Source organism: Mesorhizobium subarcticum (assembly GCF_055456085.1).
On the sequence record NZ_CM144237.1, the window covers coordinates 3,286,862 to 3,305,346 of the forward strand.

At 64.7% G+C, this 18,485-nt stretch carries 16 protein-coding genes; 11 read left to right on the forward strand and 5 right to left on the reverse strand.

Annotated features, from left to right (window positions below):
• Window positions 1-134: 134 nt before the first annotated feature.
• The 3 genes from ACZYHG_RS15920 to ACZYHG_RS15930 are packed head-to-tail and all read left to right on the forward strand — an operon-like array spanning window position 135 to window position 3,395.
• Window positions 135-1,004, forward strand: a complete 870-nt coding sequence (locus ACZYHG_RS15920; RefSeq protein ID WP_464609340.1) for a branched-chain amino acid ABC transporter permease — start codon at window positions 135-137, stop codon at window positions 1,002-1,004.
• Window positions 991-2,706: a branched-chain amino acid ABC transporter ATP-binding protein/permease gene (locus tag ACZYHG_RS15925; protein WP_464609341.1), complete on the forward strand. Its 1,716-nt coding sequence runs from the start codon at window positions 991-993 to the stop codon at window positions 2,704-2,706. Before ACZYHG_RS15920 ends, ACZYHG_RS15925 begins: the two co-directional genes overlap by 14 nt.
• Window positions 2,703-3,395, forward strand: a complete 693-nt coding sequence (locus ACZYHG_RS15930) for an ABC transporter ATP-binding protein (protein WP_464609342.1) — start codon at window positions 2,703-2,705, stop codon at window positions 3,393-3,395. Before ACZYHG_RS15925 ends, ACZYHG_RS15930 begins: the two co-directional genes overlap by 4 nt.
• Window positions 3,396-3,397: 2 nt before the next feature.
• On the opposite strand, the gene ACZYHG_RS15935 is transcribed toward ACZYHG_RS15930, so the two are convergent.
• Window positions 3,398-5,209 (reverse strand): dipeptide ABC transporter ATP-binding protein, encoded by a 1,812-nt coding sequence (locus ACZYHG_RS15935; RefSeq protein WP_464609343.1) that lies wholly within the window; start codon window positions 5,207-5,209, stop codon window positions 3,398-3,400.
• Between the two features lie 195 nt (window positions 5,210-5,404).
• On the opposite strand from ACZYHG_RS15935, the gene ACZYHG_RS15940 reads away from it, so the two are divergent.
• The 5 genes from ACZYHG_RS15940 to ACZYHG_RS15960 are packed head-to-tail and all read left to right on the forward strand — an operon-like array spanning window position 5,405 to window position 11,091.
• A complete protein-coding gene (locus ACZYHG_RS15940) occupies window positions 5,405-6,757 on the forward strand; it encodes an LLM class flavin-dependent oxidoreductase (protein WP_464609344.1) in 1,353 nt (450 codons plus the stop codon).
• 10 nt (window positions 6,758-6,767) lie between these two features.
• Entirely contained in the window at window positions 6,768-7,541 is a 774-nt protein-coding gene (locus ACZYHG_RS15945) for a DUF427 domain-containing protein (RefSeq protein ID WP_464609345.1), read from the forward strand.
• A 48-nt stretch (window positions 7,542-7,589) separates the two neighbouring features.
• Entirely contained in the window at window positions 7,590-9,239 is a 1,650-nt protein-coding gene (locus ACZYHG_RS15950; RefSeq protein ID WP_464609346.1) for an ABC transporter substrate-binding protein, read from the forward strand.
• Window positions 9,240-9,253: 14 nt separating this feature from the next.
• Window positions 9,254-10,213 carry an ABC transporter permease gene (locus ACZYHG_RS15955; protein ID WP_464614701.1) on the forward strand — a complete coding sequence of 320 codons (960 nt, stop codon included), beginning with the start codon at window positions 9,254-9,256 and terminating at the stop codon, window positions 10,211-10,213.
• Window positions 10,210-11,091 (forward strand): ABC transporter permease, encoded by an 882-nt coding sequence (locus ACZYHG_RS15960; protein WP_464609347.1) that lies wholly within the window; start codon window positions 10,210-10,212, stop codon window positions 11,089-11,091. The genes ACZYHG_RS15955 and ACZYHG_RS15960 overlap by 4 nt, the downstream gene beginning before the upstream one ends.
• Window positions 11,092-11,107: 16 nt before the next feature.
• Here ACZYHG_RS15960 and ACZYHG_RS15965 read toward each other — a convergent pair whose 3' ends face one another.
• Window positions 11,108-11,476 carry a response regulator gene (locus ACZYHG_RS15965; RefSeq protein ID WP_464609348.1) on the reverse strand — a complete coding sequence of 123 codons (369 nt, stop codon included), beginning with the start codon at window positions 11,474-11,476 and terminating at the stop codon, window positions 11,108-11,110.
• 16 nt (window positions 11,477-11,492) lie between these two features.
• Complete coding sequence (locus ACZYHG_RS15970; protein ID WP_464609349.1) at window positions 11,493-13,757, reverse strand: PAS domain S-box protein; 2,265 nt, start codon at window positions 13,755-13,757, stop codon at window positions 11,493-11,495.
• Window positions 13,758-14,111: 354 nt separating this feature from the next.
• Here ACZYHG_RS15970 and ACZYHG_RS15975 point away from each other — a divergent pair, with 354 nt between their 5' ends.
• Window positions 14,112-14,255 (forward strand): hypothetical protein, encoded by a 144-nt coding sequence (locus ACZYHG_RS15975; RefSeq protein ID WP_464609350.1) that lies wholly within the window; start codon window positions 14,112-14,114, stop codon window positions 14,253-14,255.
• Between the two features lie 88 nt (window positions 14,256-14,343).
• On the opposite strand, the gene ACZYHG_RS15980 is transcribed toward ACZYHG_RS15975, so the two are convergent.
• Complete coding sequence (locus tag ACZYHG_RS15980; RefSeq protein ID WP_464614702.1) at window positions 14,344-16,557, reverse strand: cation:proton antiporter domain-containing protein; 2,214 nt, start codon at window positions 16,555-16,557, stop codon at window positions 14,344-14,346.
• A gap of 200 nt (window positions 16,558-16,757) precedes the next feature.
• Complete coding sequence (locus tag ACZYHG_RS15985) at window positions 16,758-17,450, reverse strand: DUF2270 domain-containing protein (RefSeq protein ID WP_464609351.1); 693 nt, start codon at window positions 17,448-17,450, stop codon at window positions 16,758-16,760.
• 75 nt (window positions 17,451-17,525) lie between these two features.
• On the opposite strand from ACZYHG_RS15985, the gene ACZYHG_RS15990 reads away from it, so the two are divergent.
• Both ACZYHG_RS15990 and ACZYHG_RS15995 read left to right on the forward strand, forming a co-directional pair.
• Window positions 17,526-18,002: a LysR substrate-binding domain-containing protein gene (locus ACZYHG_RS15990; RefSeq protein ID WP_464609352.1), complete on the forward strand. Its 477-nt coding sequence runs from the start codon at window positions 17,526-17,528 to the stop codon at window positions 18,000-18,002.
• A gap of 313 nt (window positions 18,003-18,315) precedes the next feature.
• Window positions 18,316-18,468 carry a hypothetical protein gene (locus ACZYHG_RS15995; RefSeq protein ID WP_161634505.1) on the forward strand — a complete coding sequence of 51 codons (153 nt, stop codon included), beginning with the start codon at window positions 18,316-18,318 and terminating at the stop codon, window positions 18,466-18,468.
• The last annotated feature ends 17 nt before the right edge of the window (window positions 18,469-18,485 follow it).

Below are 18,485 nucleotides of genomic sequence, written 5' to 3' on the forward strand. Positions count from 1 at the left end.
GTCATCTGCCTGCCGGCATCCAACACTTTCTCCCCGTTCACGGGGAGAAATGTCCGGCAGGACAATGAGGGGCGGCGCCGGCCTCGCGAAAGAGTTCAGCTCGAAGCTTCGCATTTCTCCAAATTGGATATCCGATGAACGCATTGCTCACATCCGCCGTGGCGGGGCTGACAGCCGGAGGCACCTATGCCTTGCTCGGCGTCTGCGCCGTCTTCACCTATCGGCTGGTCGCCGTGGTCAATTTCACCGGTGCGGCGATCGGCACGGCGGGGACCTTCGTGCTGATCGCGCTTTATGAAGCCGGTTTCCCGCTCTGGCCCTCGGTGCTGGCCGGCATCGCAGCCGGCACGGTGGTGGGCGTTGCCATCGGCTTTATCATGACGCGGTGGTTCGGCGAGGCCAGCGCCTCGACCAAGGCGGCGGTCACGGTGGCGCTGCTGGTCGGCATCATCGCCATCGGGCTGCGGCTGACCGGCGGCCAGCATCCGCACAACATGCCGGAGCTGTTTCCCGGCTCCGCCTTCCGCATGGCCGGTGTCGAGGTGACGATTGCCTCGGTGCTGACCATCGGGCTGGCAGCGCTGTTCACCGTGCTTGCCGATCTGTTCCTCAACAACACCAAGGTCGGGCTCAATCTGCGCGCGCTTGCCGACCGGCCGATGGCCGCCGAACTGCTCGGCATCCGGGTGCAGCTGCTGTCGCTGCTGGTCTGGGGCATGACCGGCGCCTTCACCACCTTTGCGCTGATGATCATCGCGCCGCAGCGCTCGCCGAATTTCATGACGCTCAGTCTGCTTGTCGTGCCGGCCCTTGCGGCCGCCCTCGTCGGCCTCTTCCGCAGCTTCTGGCGCACGCTGGCCGGCGGCATCGGGCTTGGCCTTGTCGAAGGCATGGCAAGCTCCATCGACAGCATCAGCCAGTATCGCAGCGCCATCCCGTTCCTGGTCGTGCTCGCCGTTCTCTTGTGGTCGCAACGGGAGGCCCGTTGGGATGAAGCGCGCTAGTCTGAAAGCCTCGCTGGTCGTCGTCATCGCGGCGACCGTTCTTGGTGGCGTCATTGCCGGCCTGCTGCCCTCCTACTGGGTGTTTTTGGCCACCTCGGTGCTGATCACCGGCGTCGCGCTGCAGAGCCTCGGCCTCGTCGCCGGCCGCACCGGCATGATCGCGCTTTGCCAGATGTCGTTTGCCGGCGTCGGCGCCTGGACAGTCGGCTATCTCAACCTCGCGGAGGCGCCGGGCGGACTGCCGGTGTGGATCCTCATCGGCGGGCTGGCGGCGGTGCCGCTCGGCGTCGCCATTGGCCTGCCGGCGCTGAGATTGCGCGGCATCAACCTCGCCATCGTCACGCTGTCTTTCGCCACCGCTTTCGACACCATACTGGCGACCATGACCTATCCCGGCCAGACCGACTTCCTGCAGGTGTCGCGACCGGAATTGTTCGACAGCGACGAGGGCTATTTCGTCTTCGTGCTGCTATTCTACGTCGCCGTTGCCGTGGCACTTGAAGTGCTCAGCCGCTCGCGGCTCGGCGCGTCCTGGCTGGCTGTGCGCCACTCTGAACGCGCGGCGGCAGCGCACGGCGTCAGCATCGCCACCGCCAAGCTGTCGGCCTTCGCCATCTCGGCCTTCATCGCAGGCATTTCGGGCGGCTTGCTCGCCGGATATCTCGGCACGCTGGTGTCGGAAAACTTTGGCATGATGCAGTCGTTGTCGCTCTATGCGGTGGCGGTCATGACCGGCGCGCATTTCGCGGAAGGCGCCATCATTGGCGGCTTGCTGGTGGTGATGTTCCCGGAAATCCTGCGCCGGCTCGACCTGCCGCAGGACATCGGCAATGTGCTGTTCGCCATCGGTGCCACCCAGGCGCTGTCGACGGGCGAGACGATGAGCGAGACCTTTCGCCGGCAAGTGCGCAGACTGATGCCGGCACGCGTGAAGACGGCTGCATCAGCGCCAGCAAGCGACTTGCCCAGCCCGGTTAGCCGCGCCGTTGGCCCGGCGCTCAGCATTGAAAACCTCACCGTGCGCTATGGCAGCGTGGTGGCGCTCGACGGCGTCAGCCTGACGGTCGCCGCGGGCACCGTCGCCGGGTTGATCGGCCCCAACGGTGCCGGCAAGTCGACCTTCATCGATGCTGTCGCCGGCTTCCTGTCGAGCTATGAAGGCAGCATCAGTCTGGGCGGCAAGCCGCTAGAAGGCATGCCGGCGCATCTGCGTGCTCGCGCCGGCGTGCGCCGCACCTGGCAGACCAACCGCATCGCACCGGAACTCACCGTCGGCGGCTATCTCGCGCTGGCGGCCAAGGGCCTGTCGGCGAGCGAAACCAAAGGGATCCTCAGCTGGCTCGATTGTCCCGATGCCGACGCGCTGGTGGTCTCGGTCGATGCCGGCACCAGGCGGCTGCTCGACGTCGCCGGCGTGGTCGCGGCGCGCCCGGCCGTGCTGCTGCTCGACGAACCTGCCGCCGGCCAGTCGCATGAGGAGAGCGTGCGGTTAGGACAGCGCATTGCCGAGATCCCAAAACTGTTCGGCTCGGCGGTGCTTCTGGTCGAGCACGACATGGATCTGGTGCGGGCGGTCTGCTCCGAAGTGACCGTGCTTGATTTTGGCCGCGTCATCGCGTCGGGGCCGCCGGCCAGGGTGCTCGACCAGGGCTCGGTGAAGAAAGCCTATCTCGGCATCGAGGAAGAGAGCGTGGCGGCATGAGCAAGCTCGTCGTTTCCAACCTGTCGATCAACCGCAGCGAATTGCCCGTGGTGTCGTCGCTCGACATTGCCGTTGAAAGCGGCGCCATCAGCGTCGTGCTCGGCGCCAATGGTGCGGGCAAGACAACGCTGCTCGAAGGCTTGTCGGGCACCATCCCGGTTGCCGGCGGCTCGATCGCCATCGATGGCCGCGAGATCCAGAAGGCGCGGCCGGGCGTGCGTTCGCGCGAAGGCCTTGCCCATGTCGAGCAAGGCCGCACCGTGTTCCGCCAGCTCACCACCGAGGAGAACCTCAAGGTGAGCTTGCACCCGGGCTCCGATCTCACTGAGGCCTATACGCTTTTTCCCGAACTGGTGCAGCGCCGCTCCGTCAAGGCCAGCCTGCTGTCGGGCGGCGAGCAGCAGATGCTGGTCATTGCGCGTGCGCTGCTGACGCGGCCCAAGGTGCTTTTGATCGACGAGATGTCGGCGGGCCTGGCGCCGGTCATCGTGACACGGCTGATGACCGCTGTCCGCAAGCTCGCCGACAATGGGCTGGCGGTGCTGCTGGTCGAGCAGTTCGCGGCACTCGCTCTGTCGATCGGCAACCGCGCCTATGTCATGCGCCGCGGCCGCGTCGTCCATGACGGCGACTGCCTGAAGCTGCTGAAGTCGCCCGACGAACTGCACCGGCTCTATCTCGGGGGATAGGTTCAGGCAGCGCGTTTCCAGCAAGCGATGAAATGGCCTGCTTCGATCTCCCTGGCCACAGGTTCGGCCTTGAGGCAGCCGGCGTCAGCCAAGGGGCAACGGCTGGCGAAGGCGCAGCCGCCGGGGCCGGCTTCGACGGCGGCTTGCGCTTCGGCCATGGTCGCGGCCTGCCCGTCATTGGAAGACGCCGCCAGCAGCATCTGCGTGTAGGGATGGTTGGGGCCGGCGAAGATCTGGTCGGAGGAACCGGTCTCGACCAGGCGGCCGCGATAGAGCACGCCGATGCGGTCGGCCATGTAACGCACCACCCTCAGATCATGGCTGATGAAGAGGTAGGCAGTGTCCTGCTTGCGCTGGAGATCGTTGAGCAGGTTGAGCACCGTCGCCTGCACCGAGACGTCGAGCGCCGAGGTCGGCTCGTCCAGCACGACCAGCCTCGGCAGGCCGGCGAAGGCACGCGCGATGGCCGTGCGCTGGCGCTGGCCGCCCGACAGCGTGCCGGGCTTCTGCTCGGCTGTTGTGCGGGCGAGGCGGACCGAGGCCAAGAGGTCGCCGACGCGCTGCGGCACGGCGCGGCGCGGCAGGCCAGCCAGCCGGCGCAGCGGACGGCCGAGGATGCGGCTGATGCGCTGGCGCGGGTTGAGCGTGCGGTCCGGCGACTGGAACACCATCTGCACGTCGCGCCGTTCGCTGTGCTGCCGTCGCTCGACCAGCGGTGCCACCGTCTTGCCGAACAGCTCGACCGTACCCGCCGTCGGCGGCTGCAGGCCGGTGACGATGCGGGCCAGTGTCGACTTGCCGGAACCCGACTCGCCGATCAGCCCAAAAGTCTCGCCGCTGGCGATGTCGAGGTCGATGCCGTGCAACACCGGCTGGCCGCCGAAAGATTGCTTGATGCCACGGCAGGAGACGGCGATGTCGCGCCGCCGCGCGCGCAGGGCGTGTTCCTCGCTCTCGCCGGCGGGCACATCAGATGCGAGGTCGATGGGGCTGGCGTCCTCTGCCAGCCTGCCGTCGCGCTTGGTGCGGTTGAGTGTCGGAATGGCCGCAACCAGCGCCTTTGTGTAGGCATGGCGCGGGTTGTCGAACACCTCGCCGGCGGCACCGGTCTCGACAATCGAGCCGGACTGCATCACCGAGACCCGGTCGCAGGAGCGGCGGATCAGGTTGATGTCGTGGCTGATCAAAAGGATCGAGGTGCGGTGCGCGCGGCGCAGATCGTCGAGGATGGCGATGATTTCGGACTGGACGCTGGCGTCGAGCGCCGTGGTCGGCTCGTCCATCACCAGCAGCGACGGGTCGAGCGCAATGGCGATGGCGATGTTGGCGCGCTGCTGCATGCCGCCCGACAGTTCGTGCGGATAGAGTTGCAGCACGCGTTCCGGGTTGGCGACGCGGACGCGGCCGAGCAGTTGTGACGCGCGGCCCAGCGCGTCGTCGTGATGCATCGGGCGATGGCGCAGGATCGTCTCGGTGATCTGGCCGCCAATGGTCATGCTCGGGTTCAGCGCCGAGCCCGGATGCTGGTAGACGGCGGCGATGCGGTCGCCGCGCAGCCGGCGCAGTTCGTTGGTCGAGAGGTCGCGGATCTCGCGATTTTCGAAGGCCAGTTGCGCGGCTTCGACGCGGGCATGCTTGGGCAGGTAGCGCAGCACCGCCAGCGCCACCGAGCTTTTGCCCGAACCGGATTCGCCAACCAGACCGAGCGCTTCGCCCTGGCCGATGCTCAGGGATATGTCATCGACCGCGCAATGGATGTGCCTGGCTCCGCGATAGGAAACGGAGAGGTGCTCGACGTTCAGAACCGAAGACATGGAGTACCGGAAACCACTTTCTGCGCGCGCGGCGATCAGGGGCAATCGCTTCCGCTTTGGTAGGGAACAATCTCTATAAAATTACTCGAATTACGTTTCAGCGCAATCTAACTTTCGAGGACAGGACGATTTTCGGAGCACGGCCAAAGGCCGCCGCGCCGGCGGTTTTCCACATCCAAAGGCAAGGGAAGTTCGATGTCGCACATGATCCTCAGCGCGTTCTTCTTCAACCCGCAGGGCGACCACCGCATGTCGTGGCGCCATCCCCGCGCACCGGGCCGCGAGGTGCTCGATTTCGACTATTATCGCGAACTGGTGCAGGCGGCCGAACGGGCCAGGATCGACACCATCTTCGTCGCCGACCACGTCTCGATCTGGGACTCGGTCAAGAGCGGCGTCGCGCATTACGCCAATGCCCGCCTGGAGCCGCTGACGCTGCTGTCGGCGCTGGCCGGTGTGACCAAGCATATCGGCCTGATCACCACCGCGTCGAGCTCCTACAGCGAGCCCTACAATGTGGCGCGCATGTTTGCCTCCCTCGACCATATCAGCAAGGGCAGGGCGTCGTGGAACGTCGTTACCTCGGCGATGGACGAGGAAGCGCGCAATTTCGGGCGCGACGGCAATATCGAACACGCCTTCCGCTATGAACGGGCCGGCGAATTCCTCGATATCGTCAAGGCGCTGTGGGACAGCTGGGAAGACGAGTTGCTCCTGATCGACAAGGAGACGGGCTATTTCGCCAACCCCGACAAGGTCCATCCGATCGACCACAAGGGCAAGCATTTCAAGGTGCGCGGGCCGCTCAACGTGTCGCGGCCGCCACAGGGCCATCCGCTGATCGTGCAGGCCGGATCGTCGGAGGACGGCAAGAATTTCGCCACCGCCCAGGCCGATGCGCATTTCGCCATCTACAGCACCAGGGAAGACGGCATAAAATACCGGCAGGACATCAACGAGCGGCTCGCCCGCCATGGCAGGCGGCCGGAAAGCTTCAAGATCCTGCCCGGCATCCTGCCGATCGTTGCCGCCTCCGAAGCCGAAGGCCGCGACAAGCAGGAGTATCTGCAGAGCCTGCTTCCCGACCAGGTCGGCATCGACCTGTTGTCGAGCTGGAGCGGCATCGACCTTTCCGTCTATCCGCCCGATGGCCCGCTGCCGGCGCTGCCGGACGAAAGCACCTTCAATGGCGGGCGCACCTCGCTCAACCGTGTGAAGCAATGGTCGAAGCAGAATCTCAGCCTGCGCGAGATCGCCCGCAAGCTCGCCAACAGCGGCTCGGTGCCGACGGTTGCGGGCACGCCGAAGCAGATTGCCGACCAGCTCGAAGACTGGTTCGTCGCGGGTGCCGCCGACGGCTTCAACCTGATGTTCCCGCTGCTGCCGGAAGACTGGGTGAATTTCGCCGAACAGGTGGTGCCGGAACTGCAGCGCCGGGGCCTGGTCCCGACCGAATATGCGCCGGGCACCTTGCGCGACCGCTTCGGGCTTGCCCGCCCCGCCAATCGTTTTGCCGAGCAGCGCGCCAATGCGCGCGCCGTATCCTGAGGGACCGACCATGACCGCAGCACCCGGCCTCCAGCCTCGCGAAGCGACCGCTCCGCGTCTCGTCAATGTCCTCCACAGCCCCAAGCGCATCCGCGTCAAATTCGGTGGCCGCACCATCGCCGACAGCCGCAACGTGCTGGTGCTGCGCTCCAACCATTTCCTGCCGATCTATTTCTTTCCGGCGTCCTCGGTCGACCCGTCGGTGCTGAAACCTTCGCTGCATAGAGAGCCGCATGCCGTCGGCGGCGAGACCACCTATTGGGACATCGACAGCGGCGACAAGCGCGCCGCCAATGCGGCGTGGTCGTTCACGGCACCGCCGGATGAAAACCTGGCGCCGCTCGCCGGCCGCATCGCCTTCACCTGGAAGGCGGTCGACCAGTGGTTCGAGGAGGAAGAGGAGGTCTTCGTCCATGCCCGCGATCCCTATGCGCGCATCGACGTGCTGCAGAGTTCCAGCCATGTGCAGGTCTGGTTCGACGGCGAGATCATCGCCGACAGCAAGCGCCCGGTGCTGTTGTTCGAGACCCATCTGCCGACGCGTTTCTACCTTCCCCAGGAGGATGTGCGGCTGGAGCGGCTGACGGCGTCCAGTTCGACGACGCGATGTCCTTACAAGGGCATCGCCTCCTACTGGTCGGGTCTCTTGAAGGACGGTTCGGTTCGTCCCGACATTGCCTGGAGCTACCGCGACCCGATTGACGAAATGCCCAAGATCAAAGGCCTCATCGCCTTCTATCCGCAAGCGGTCGACCGCATCCATCTCGACGGCCAGCCGGCCTGACGGCAGGCCCCAATTCATATCCATCTTCCAATTCAAGAAAGAGAAAAAATGACCAAACGTTCCGACATTGATCTGCTGCGCACCCAGTCGACCTCAGGCCAAAATGGCGACATCTGGAATGTCGCGGTCGACGAATATGCGCAAGGGTTCCTTAAGCGCCGCGACCTGCTGAAATACGCGGCGCTTCTCGGCCTCACCGGCTTTGCCGCCTCGCAGGGGCTGTTCACGTCAGGCGCACGCGCGGCCACCGCTGGCGGCACGGTCCGTGTCGGCCTCGGCCAGCCGACCAAGGCGATCGATCCCGTCACCATCACCGATCCGGCCAGCATCGGCGTGCTCAGCCAGGTTGGCGAGTACCTGATCCTCGATGATCCCAAGGACGGGTTGCAGCCGAAGCTTGCGCTGTCCTGGGAAGCCGACGAGACGGCCAAGCGCTGGACCTTCAAGCTGCGGCCTGGCGTGAAGTTCCATGATGGCCGCAGCGTTACGGCCAAGGATGTGGTCGCGAGCTTCGAGCGGCTGGTCGATCCGGCCAGCGGCTCATCGGCTTTGTCGGCCTACAAGGGCATCCTGTCCAAGGGCGGCGCCAAGGTCGTCGACGACGAGACGGTCGCGTTCGACCTCGACCAGTCGAACGGCAATTTCCCGTTCTACGTTTCCTCCGACGTCTACAATGCCGTCATCCTCCCGGCCGACTATTCCGGCGACTTCGAGAAGAATTTCAACGGCACCGGCCCGTTCAAGCTCGACTCCTTCCGCCCCAAGCAGGGCGCCAGCTTCGTGCGCAATCCGGACTATTGGGGCGACAAGGCGCTGCCCGATCGCGTCGAGATCAAGTTCTTCGACGACGAGCAGGCGCAGGTGCTGGCCTTGCAGGCCGGCCAGCTCGATGTCATCCCCTCGACCACGCGGCTGGAACTGGCGATCGAGGGCAATCCCAAGTTCAAGCTGCTCAGCGTGCAGGCGAGCTCGCATGATCCGGCACATCTGCGCACCGACCAGGCGCCGTTCACCGACAAGCGCGTGCGCCGTGCGCTGGCGCTGACCATCGACCGCGAGGCGGTGGTCAAGGGCCTGCTCAAGGGCCGCGCCGTCGTCGGCAACGACACGCCGTTCGCGCCGATCTTCCCCTCGGCCGATCCGTCGGTACCGCAACGCAAGCAGGACATTGCCGAGGCCAAGCGCCTGCTGGGCGAGGCCGGCGTGCCAAACGGTTTCGAGGTGACGCTGACCACCGAGCGCGCCTATGACATTCCCGACTATGCGGTGATCATCCAGAACTTCGCCAAAAAGGCCGGCATCGACATCAAGCTCAACGTGTTGCCGCAGGATGCCTATTACGGCTCGGCGACGTTCGGCAGCTCGCCATGGCTGGATTCCAATCTCGGCATCACCGATTTCGGCCATCGCGGCACGCCCGACATCTTCCTCAACGCAACGCTGAAGAGCTCGGGCGCCTGGAATGCGGCGCATTTCAAGAACCCGGACTATGATGCGTTGCTCATCGACTACGGCAAGGCTCGCGATTTGCAGGCGCAGCGCCTGGCCGCCGGGAAGATCCAGAACCTGCTGCTCGACGAGACGCCGCTGATCATCAGCTACTTCTCGCAGTACAGCCGCATCGTGTCCTCGAAGGTCGAAGGCGTGCGCTTCACCGCGATCTCGCACCTGCTGCTCGACAAAGTGTCGTTCGTTTGAGCGGCATCGCCTCGATGGCGATCGTGCGGCCCGTGGCGGCACGCGCGGGTTCGCTGTTGCTCACGCTGTGGCTGGTCAGCGCACTCGTCTTCCTCGCCGGGCAGGTGCTGCCCGGCGATGTTGGTCGCGTCATGCTTGGCCCGTTCGCCGATGCGCAGTCGGTCGCTGAGCTCAACCACAAGCTCGGCACCGACCAGCCAATTCTTCTGCAATACTGGCACTGGTTCAGCCGGGCGATCACAGGGGATTTCGGCGACTCGCTGTCGATGCGCGCGCCGGTGGCGCCGTTCGTCCTGCAAGGTATCAGCAATTCGGCGGCACTCGCCGGCGTCGTGCTGCTGTTCCTGGTGCCGATCGGCATCGGCGCCGGCGTTGCCGCCGGCCTGAGGGCCGGCAGCCTGATCGACAGGGCGATCGTACTGACCGGCGTCTCGCTGTCGATCGTGCCCGACTTCGTCTCGGGCCTGTTGCTGCTGATGGTCTTCGGCCTTTGGCTGGCCTGGTTTCCGATCACCGGCGCGGCACCGGATGGGGCCGGTTTCTGGACGACCAGCTACTATCTCATCCTGCCGGCGCTGCCGCTGGTGCTGAACCTGATCGGCTATGTCGCGCGCATGACCAGGACAGGGGTGATCGAGGCCCGCGCGGCGGACTACACCCGCACCGCGAACCTCAAGGGCCTCAGCCCCGCACAGGTGCTGTTCAAGCACGTGCTGCGCAACGCGCTGGTGCCGACCGTGGCGGTCGTCGCCACGCAGAGCGGCTTCCTGCTCGGCGGGCTGGTGGTGATCGAGGCGCTGTTCGGCATACAGGGGCTCGGCAATCTGGTGCTGAGTGCCGCCAAGGCACGCGACTTCCCGATGCTGGAGGCCGGCGTGCTGGTGATGGCGACGATTTTCGTGTCGACGGCAGCGATCGGCGATTTTCTGCAGGCGCTGCTCGATCCGCGCCAGCGCCGGCGGAGCGCGCCATGACCGATCTGGCCCAGTCTCCGATGCGCAGCGACATCAGGCTCTCCTGGATCGGCAGATTGCGCGGCTCTTTGCTTGGCGTAGCGCCGTCGACCGTGATCGGTTCAACGGTGCTGCTGTTCTGGATCGCCTGCGCGGTGTTCGGCTCGCAATTCGTGCCGTTCGATCCCTATGCCGAGGATTTCCTGTCGATGATGACGCCGCCCGACGCGGTGCACTGGTTCGGCACCGACCAGCTCGGCCGCGACGTGCTTTCGCGCATCATCGTCGGCTCGCGCGACATCCTGCTGGTGGCGCCGCTGGCGACGCTGGCGGGTGTCAGCGCCGGCAGCGTCATCGGCCTGGTGCTCGGCACCTTTGGCGGCCTGGTCGACGCCATTGGCGCGCGGCTGCTCGATGCGGTGATGTCGCTGCCCTTCATCGTTCTGGTGACGATGGCGCTGGTGGCGATCGGCCCGTCCAACCTCACCGTCATCGCGGTGATCGGCCTTGCCTATGCGCCGCTGGTGGCGCGCACGGTGCGCACCGCCGCGCGCGAACAGCGCGAGCGCGACTATATCAGCGCCGCGCGGCTGGCCGGCGAAGGACGGCTGGCCGTCATGTTCCTGGAAATCCTGCCCAATGTGCGCGAGACCATCCTGATCGAGCTCATCACCCGGCTCGGCTACGCCTTCTTCTCGATCGCGACGCTGAGCTTCCTCGGCCTCGGCATCCAGCCGCCATCGGCCGACTGGGGACTGGCGATCGCCGACGGCTATGGCTTCCTCACCGGCGGCAAATGGTGGGTGGTGGTCTTCAATTCAGCCGCGATCATCTCGCTGGTGATGGCCACCAACCTCATCGCGCAAGGCATCGGCGCGTTCGAGAACAGCGACAAGTGAAGGGTCAGGCCGGGAATTAGCCGAGGAGGCCCTCAATCGTGGCCGCCACGGCTTCCGGGGCGTAGGGCTTGGGCAGGAAGACGCCGCCGCTTGGCATCGCGTCCGCCGCCGGCTGGCGCTTGCCCGAGGTGATGATGATCTTGATCGGCGGCCAGCGGTCGCGCACGGCGGCCGACAGGCGCAGCCCATCCATCGAACCCGGCATGTCGATGTCGGTGAACAGGATGCTGATGTCCTGACGGGCCTCCAGAATACGGATCGCCTGGTCGGCATTGCTGGCCTCCAGCACGTTGTATCCCGCCTCGCGCAACTCGTCGGCAATGGCGAACAGCAGAAAGGCTTCGTCTTCGACGACAAGGACGGTGGCGAGGCTCTGATTGTTCATGGCACGCCCTATGTAGTCAGTACGGTGCTGTCGGCAATTGGGGTGCCGGTGCGTTCAACAAACACTCAACGCCGTCGGGACGGTAATCGATCCGCACCGTTCCGCCGAAATCGGTGCCAAGCACGCGTTCGATCAGGAAGCGGCCGAAGCCGCGCCGGGTCGGCGGGCTGACTGGCGGGCCGCCGCTCTCGCGCCAGCGCCAGGTCAGCCGCTTTTCGCCGGGCGCTTCGGCCGATGGCTGCAACGACCATTCGATCGATACTTTGCCGTCCGGCGTCGACAATGCGCCGTATTTCAACGCGTTGGTGGCCAGTTCGTTGACGGCGAGCGCCAGCGTCAGCGCCATCTTCGGGTTGATCGGCAGCGCCGGGCCGGAAATCGAAATCTGCTCGAGCGGGAAGGTGGCGATGGTGTTGTCGACCACCTCGCGGATCGAAGCGCTGGTCCAGCGCGTCTTGTTGAGGATGTCGTGCGCGTTGGCGAGCGCCCGCAGCCGCTCGTTGAAGGTGGCGCTCGCGGTGGCGATGTCGGTGTTGCGCAGCGTCTGCGAAGCGATGGCCGCGACCATCGCCAATATGTTCTTGATGCGGTGTTCAAGCTCGTGGGTGAGCAGTTCCTGCCGCGCCTGCGCCTCGCGCCGGTCGGTGACATCCTGCATGACGCCGAACATCTTGACCGGCTTGCCGGTCTCGTCATGGACGAAATCGATATGGCGCGACAGCCAGCGCAATTCGCCGGTGTCGGGCCGCCGGATGCGGTATTCCACGGCGGGCACGGCGGTGCCTTGCGCACGCGTTTGCGGGTTGGAACGGACATCCTTGTCATCGGGAATGACGATGTTCTCCAGCACGGAGATATGCACGCTGTCGCGCGGCGACAGGCCCCAGAGACCCCAGAAGCCTTCGGAGCCGACCACGGTTCCGGTGGCGATGTCGAGTTCGAGGGCGGCAATGCCGGCTGCATTCTGCGACAGCTGCAAGCGGCGCTCGCTTTGCAGCAGGGCCTGTGCGGCCTGCTTCTGGTCGTCGATATCGGTGTTGGTGCCGATCCAGCGCAGGATGACGCCGTCGCTGTCGCGGATCGGGACGGCACGCGCGATGAACCAGCGATAGACACCATCATGCCGGCGCAGGCGGAACTCGGTCTCGTAGAAGGTGCCGGCAGCCAGCACCTCTTGCCATTTTCCCACGGCCGCATCGATGTCGTCGGAGTGCACGATCGCGCCCCATGCCTGACCGTCGAGCTCGCCTGGCTTGGCGCCGGAATAATCGTAGACGCGCGGGTTGAACCAGTCGAGCAACCCCTCCGAGGTCGCTGTCCAGACGTGGTTCGGCATCGCCTCGGCGAAGGTGCGGAACTGCATCTCGCTTTGCCGTAGCGCCTGTTCGGCGATCAGCCGGTCGGTGACGTCGATGCCTTGCACGAAGATGCCGATCACCTCGCCCGAGGGATTGCGCACCGGCTGATAGACGAGGTCGATGAAGCGGTCTTCGGTCGCGGCGCCGGGCGTGCGCTGCAACTTCGCCTTCAAGGCGTAGCCGATGAACGCCTCGCCGGAGGTGAAGACCTGATCGAGCAGTTCGAAGAAGCCTTGACCTTCGACCTCGGGCAACGCCTGGCGGACGGGCAGGCCGATCACATCGCGGTGGCCGACCAGCTGCATGTAGGCGGCATTGGTCAGCTCGAACACATGTTCAGGGCCGGACAGCATGGCCATGAAGCCGGGCGCCTGTTCGAACATCTGTCGCTGGCGGTCGCGTTCACTTGTGCGCCAGCGCTCGGCGGCGACCTTGGCGGTGGTTTCGATCACAATGGCGATGACGCCGGCCGGTTCGCCGCTTTCGTCGAGCACCGGCGAATAGTCGAGATCGAGCCAGACCTTTTCAGGTTTGCCGGTCCGATTGAGCGTCAGCATCTGCTCACGATAGGCAAGCGTGCCGCCGCCCAGGCACACCTTCATGATGTTGTCGTTGAAATCGGCCACCTCGGGCCAGCCTTCGCGCACTTTCGAGCCGAGCAATTGCGGATGGCGGCCGCCGGCGAATTCCGAATAGCCGTCATTGTAGATCATGACGCCGTCCTGCCCCCACAGCATGACGATGGGCACATTCGAGCGCAGGATCAGCGACACCGCCGTCTTCAGGCTCTGGGGCCAGTCCTCGATCGGCCCGATCGAGGTCGAGGCCCAGTCGAACGTGGCGATCAGGCAGCCGAGCTCGCCGCCGCCCGACAGGAATGCAAGGTGACGGTTGCCTGTGGTCATGGTGCTGGTTTGCGGCATGGAGTCTCGCGGATCGGTCGGCATCTGTTTGGGAGTCGATCAGTGCTGGCTAACATGTCAGCTTTGGGTCGCGCGCGATTCATGTCGACCACCCGGCATCGCGGGCGTGACTGTTTGCGATGACAGATTGCCGTGTTTCCGGCTTGTTGACGATACGGTGACCAAACATTGCTCCCCCGAGCGCCTCAACACCGGACAAGCCATTCGGTTCCCGGCGCCTGCCGATTTTCCTTCGGTGCAGTATCGTACTGAGAGTGTGGAAGTCGGCTATTCGATCGAATTTCTTTGCAAACCATTAATGCGGCCATGTTGTAAATCAGCGATCGCTAATTAAGTGATCGACCAGGGGTGAGCATGACCAAGAATCTCGGCAATGCACGCTACGTGCCGCCAAAGGACACAAAAACCTCCTTCTTCAGCAAGGCAGCACCCGCGCTGTTCCCGCTGGTCGTGGCGGCGCTGGGCTATATGATCGGACGGCAGTTCTTCGGCATCTAGAGCTTTGTTTTTCCGCAATTCCCAAGGGAAAGCGCTACGCGCTTTTCCCGGGAAAACCGTTTCACGCTTTTCCTGGAATTGCTCTAGATCAGGCACTGACCTCGGCGGTCATCTCTTCGGCCTTGCCTTCCGCACGCCTGACGCGTTCGCTGGCCAGGAGCACGACTGGACAGGCGACGGCGGCGAGCACCGCAGCCGCCGTATCGCCGAAGAACAGCTCTTCACCCGGCCGTTGGGTGACACCCATCACCACCATCGCCGCACCCTTGGCGACCTCTCGGGCGATCGCCTTGTCCGGCGTGGCGCGGGTACGGATCGCCGTGTCGACAGCGACGCCGTAGCGGTCGGCGAGATCGGCGACGTCCTTCAGCACTGCCTCCTCGCGGCGGTGTGAGACTGAGTCCTGGCGATTGCCCTTCACCGCCTGCGAGACATAGAGCACCTTGACGCGGGCCCGGTGCGGCCGCGCCAGCGCCAATGCGAAATCGGCGGCGCGGCGCGCAACTTCGGTGCCGTTGACGGGAACCAGTATGGTGGTTCCCGCACTCAGCACCGGCATTTTGGCCGCGGATCTGGCGCCGTTCAGCGCCAGGCAGAGCGGACCGTCGAAGCCGCTGGTGATGTCGTTCAGCGCGTTGCTGAACGAGCCCTTTTCGGTGAGCGCGTTCTCCAGCCCGACGAACAACAGGCCGTAGCCCTTGCGAGCTTCCGCGGCAATCGTCCCGGCGGTCGCTTCGAGCTCGGTGCGGGCGGTCAGGTGGACCTTGTCGACGGGCGTGTCCTCGGCCTTGCTGACGGCCCTTGCGCTCCTGGCGGCGCCCTTCTTGACCTCTTTCAAGGCTCGTTCGGGACCTTTGTCGCGCGCTGGGCGCGATAGCGTGCCGTCCTCGAGGTGGAGCAAGGTGGTGGGCATGCCGCTGCCGCCGCCGACAAGGCCGGCGAGATAGGCGGTGAACTTGCCGACCGGGCTGTCATCGACCAGCAGCAGCAGCCGCTGCAGCTTGGAGACGAAGCCGCGCTCGTCGAGCAGTTCGCGGTCGACGCGCTGCTTCTCGGCATCGCTGGCAGGCAGCCGTCCGAGTGCCCAGCGCAGCATGGGCGGCATGGCCAGTGTGGTGATGACGGCCATGGTGACGATCATGGTGAAGAGGTTGTGCGACAGGATGTTCATCGACAGGCCGATGCTGGCGACGATCACTTCGGTAGAGCCGCGCGCATTCATCGCGCTGCCGACGGCGGTCGCCTCCTTCAGCGACATGCCGGCCAAGCGGCCGCCGAGAAAAGCGCCGCCGAACTTGCCGACGCTGGCAATGGCCACGAGTGCCAGCGTCAGCAGCGCCAGCGTCGGGTCGGTGAGCACGGTGAGGTCGGCGGACAGGCCAGCCATGCCGAAGAAGACCGGCATGAAGAGCGCCGTAATGACCCCGCGCAGCTGGCTCTCGATGTGGTCTGACAGGATCGGCGATTCCCCGACCAGTATGCCGGCGACGAAGGCACCGAGCACGGTATGCACGCCGATCAGGTTGGTGATCAGCGCCATCACGCCCATGATGATCAGGATGACAGTGATGACGGCATATTCGCTGCGGAAGGAGTCGTTGCTCCAGCGGATCACGGTGAACACCAGGCGGCGGCCAATGGTGAAGGAGAACACCATGAACAGCGCCACCTCGGCGACCGTGGCCGCCAGCGGCAGCACCTGGACGCTGCCATTGGTGGCGATGCCAAAGGTGACGGCGATGATCAGCCAGCCGATCGTGTCCTCGATGATGGCCGACGAGATGATGATCTGGCCGAGATTGCGGCGCATGAAGTTCATCTCGCGCACCACCATGGCGACGATCTTGACCGATGAGATCGACAGCGCCGTGCCGAGGAACAGTCCAGCGACGATGCGCTGCGTTGGGTCCGGCAACAGCGTGTCGGGCAGGAACTGCGCCAGCACGAAGCCGCAGACGAAGGGCACGACGACGCCAGTGATGGAGATCGAGAAGCAGGCAGCACCCACCCGGCGGACCAGGCGCAGATCCGTCTCCATGCCGGTCAACAGCAGGAGCAGCAGGATGCCGAGCTGCGAAACCGCATCGATCATGCTTTTTTGCGCGGGGTCGCTGGAAAAGATCAGATGCTGGGCATCGGGCCACACCCAGCCGAACAGCGAAGGGCCGAGCAGGATGCCGCCGATCAGCTGGCCCATGATCGCCGGCTGGCCGTAGCGCTGGAAGACTTCGCCGAGGCCGCGGCCGACCAGCAGGAGAAGCACGATCTCGGCTACGAACAAGCCTTCCGCCGAGCCGCCCACGCCCGAGGCCTGGCCGGCCGGTTGGGCGGCGAAGGCCTGGCTTGCCGACGCCACGACGAAACCCGCCAGCAGAAGAGTGGCCACGACGCCGTGTGACCTCGTTGCCGGTTGACGATTCATGGAGCCCCTCAAACGCCGCTTCGAACTGACCGGGACAACGCGCGGCCGACGTTTGCGTTGCAGCCGTCCGCGCGTTGACCTCAGACGTGGACATCGCCGAAGGAGAGTTCTCCGTCGTGCCCTGCCGCGAACAGCACGATGGCGAGCAGCCCAACGTAGAATGCGGCGACAATCGCCACGATCGCGACGCCTGGAATGGGACCAAGGGCAGCACTGTCGACGGCCTCGCGAAGCGAACCGACAAAGCCAGTCCTGACGCCAACGGTCTGAAGGCTGGGGGTCGATATCTTCAGCACCCAGGCCAGCAGCAGGATGAGGAACAGGTAGATGTAATTGCGGCGCAGGCGGCGCGCCAAGGCGACACGCTGCGACAGCAGGAATTTTGGCGCGCGCAGGCTTTCGCCGACGATAAGCAGCCAATCCGAGGCGAAGTCGGGCTGCGGCGAGAAGATCTGTGCGAAATAGTGACGCTCGAACTGGCGCACGCGAGCCCGGTAGAAGTCGAAGAACCGGTAGCGCCGGGCCTCAATCCACAAAAGCAGGAGGATCAACAGCATGGCGAACAGCAGCACGCCGTGATGCGCACTGGCCGTCGACAACGACACCGAGAGCATTGCCGCCACCACGGTGATCGCCCAGTTCGTCGTCCTGTCGAGGCGATCGCGCCACCCGGCCATGCGCGCGATCTCGGCGCGGTGGAAATGCGACAGCGTGTTCACGCGCTCCGCCGATGAAAGGACCGGCCCTTCGGGCCTGGCAGGCGCATCGCTCATGACATCCTCCCGACATCGACCAGAACAGTTTGCTGGCAACATCGTTCCCAAGGCGAGCTTATCGACGCGGTAGCGGTGTGCCTTGCCGAAGGCTTGGCGCCGCCGGACGAACTGGTCTGCGACGACCTCGGCGCGCAATCGGTGCTGCTGGTCGCGTCGCCCAGTCTCGGCGTGCCGAAGCAAGCCGACCTAGCCTCGCTGTCGCGCTTTGCCTGGGTGATGAACGAAAACGGTTGCGGGTTCCGCGCCTTCATCCGCCAGAGTTTCGAGGCGGCAAGGCTGCCCTTCCAGGTCGGCGTGGAGGCACTCAGCGTCGACCTCAGAATGTCGCTGGTGGCGCGCGGCCATGACATCGGCATCGTCACGCCCGGAGCCTTCGCCGACAGCCGCTGTCGCGACGCGGTCGAGGTCATCGAATGCCCCGATTTCAAGCCGCAAGTGCGCGCCTGGCCGCTGCACCGCCCGCCGGCCGGAAGGCTCGCCCGGCCGATCGCGTTGTTTCGCGATGCGCTGATCGATGGGCTGAAAGTGCCGATACCGCTGGTGTCTTGAATTTTCGCGGCTCGGATGAACGAGCCGAGTCGGTGCATGTACAGTTCAGGCCAAGTCGGAAGGCCGTAGCGAGCGCCGCAGTTTTGCTTAATCAAATCAGGCGGTTGGCTGCTGTAATTCCCATTGCGAAATTTAAATTTTAGGAAAACATCAGAAAAATTATCAGCTTATCCTGGAAATCGAAGCGCATAGCGTCCAATGGTTCCCTGCTCGATTCATTCAACGTGATGCCGAATCAATTCTTGACACCGGGCCATATCAAAGAGCTATGATGAATTTCGATCGCAATTATTTGCGCGAAGGGAATCTGTACATGGATTTCATCGAGAGGTGGTTTGGTATTTCACCTGACGGCGGCGACGGATCGACCGAGACTCTCTATCTGCTTGCCGTTGTCGCAATATTGGCGCTCGTGTTCCACAAGCGCATCATACAGTTCGCGCGCGGCTTTTTCGCGCGGAAGTAGCCAGACAGAGTTCCAGC

Excerpts from the sequence above, each read along its gene's own strand:
- ACZYHG_RS15920 (WP_464609340.1), top strand. The coding sequence starts at position 135 with ATGAACGCATTGCTCACATCCGCCGTGGCGGGGCTGACAGCCGGAGGC.
- ACZYHG_RS15925 (WP_464609341.1), top strand. The coding sequence starts at position 991 with ATGAAGCGCGCTAGTCTGAAAGCCTCGCTGGTCGTCGTCATCGCGGCG.
- ACZYHG_RS15930 (WP_464609342.1), top strand. The coding sequence starts at position 2,703 with ATGAGCAAGCTCGTCGTTTCCAACCTGTCGATCAACCGCAGCGAATTG.
- ACZYHG_RS15935 (WP_464609343.1), bottom strand. The coding sequence starts at position 5,209 with ATGTCTTCGGTTCTGAACGTCGAGCACCTCTCCGTTTCCTATCGCGGA.
- ACZYHG_RS15940 (WP_464609344.1), top strand. The coding sequence starts at position 5,405 with ATGTCGCACATGATCCTCAGCGCGTTCTTCTTCAACCCGCAGGGCGAC.
- ACZYHG_RS15945 (WP_464609345.1), top strand. The coding sequence starts at position 6,768 with ATGACCGCAGCACCCGGCCTCCAGCCTCGCGAAGCGACCGCTCCGCGT.
- ACZYHG_RS15950 (WP_464609346.1), top strand. The coding sequence starts at position 7,590 with ATGACCAAACGTTCCGACATTGATCTGCTGCGCACCCAGTCGACCTCA.
- ACZYHG_RS15955 (WP_464614701.1), top strand. The coding sequence starts at position 9,254 with ATGGCGATCGTGCGGCCCGTGGCGGCACGCGCGGGTTCGCTGTTGCTC.
- ACZYHG_RS15960 (WP_464609347.1), top strand. The coding sequence starts at position 10,210 with ATGACCGATCTGGCCCAGTCTCCGATGCGCAGCGACATCAGGCTCTCC.
- ACZYHG_RS15965 (WP_464609348.1), bottom strand. The coding sequence starts at position 11,476 with ATGAACAATCAGAGCCTCGCCACCGTCCTTGTCGTCGAAGACGAAGCC.
- ACZYHG_RS15970 (WP_464609349.1), bottom strand. The coding sequence starts at position 13,757 with ATGCCGCAAACCAGCACCATGACCACAGGCAACCGTCACCTTGCATTC.
- ACZYHG_RS15975 (WP_464609350.1), top strand. The coding sequence starts at position 14,112 with ATGACCAAGAATCTCGGCAATGCACGCTACGTGCCGCCAAAGGACACA.
- ACZYHG_RS15985 (WP_464609351.1), bottom strand. The coding sequence starts at position 17,450 with ATGAGCGATGCGCCTGCCAGGCCCGAAGGGCCGGTCCTTTCATCGGCG.
- ACZYHG_RS15995 (WP_161634505.1), top strand. The coding sequence starts at position 18,316 with ATGGATTTCATCGAGAGGTGGTTTGGTATTTCACCTGACGGCGGCGAC.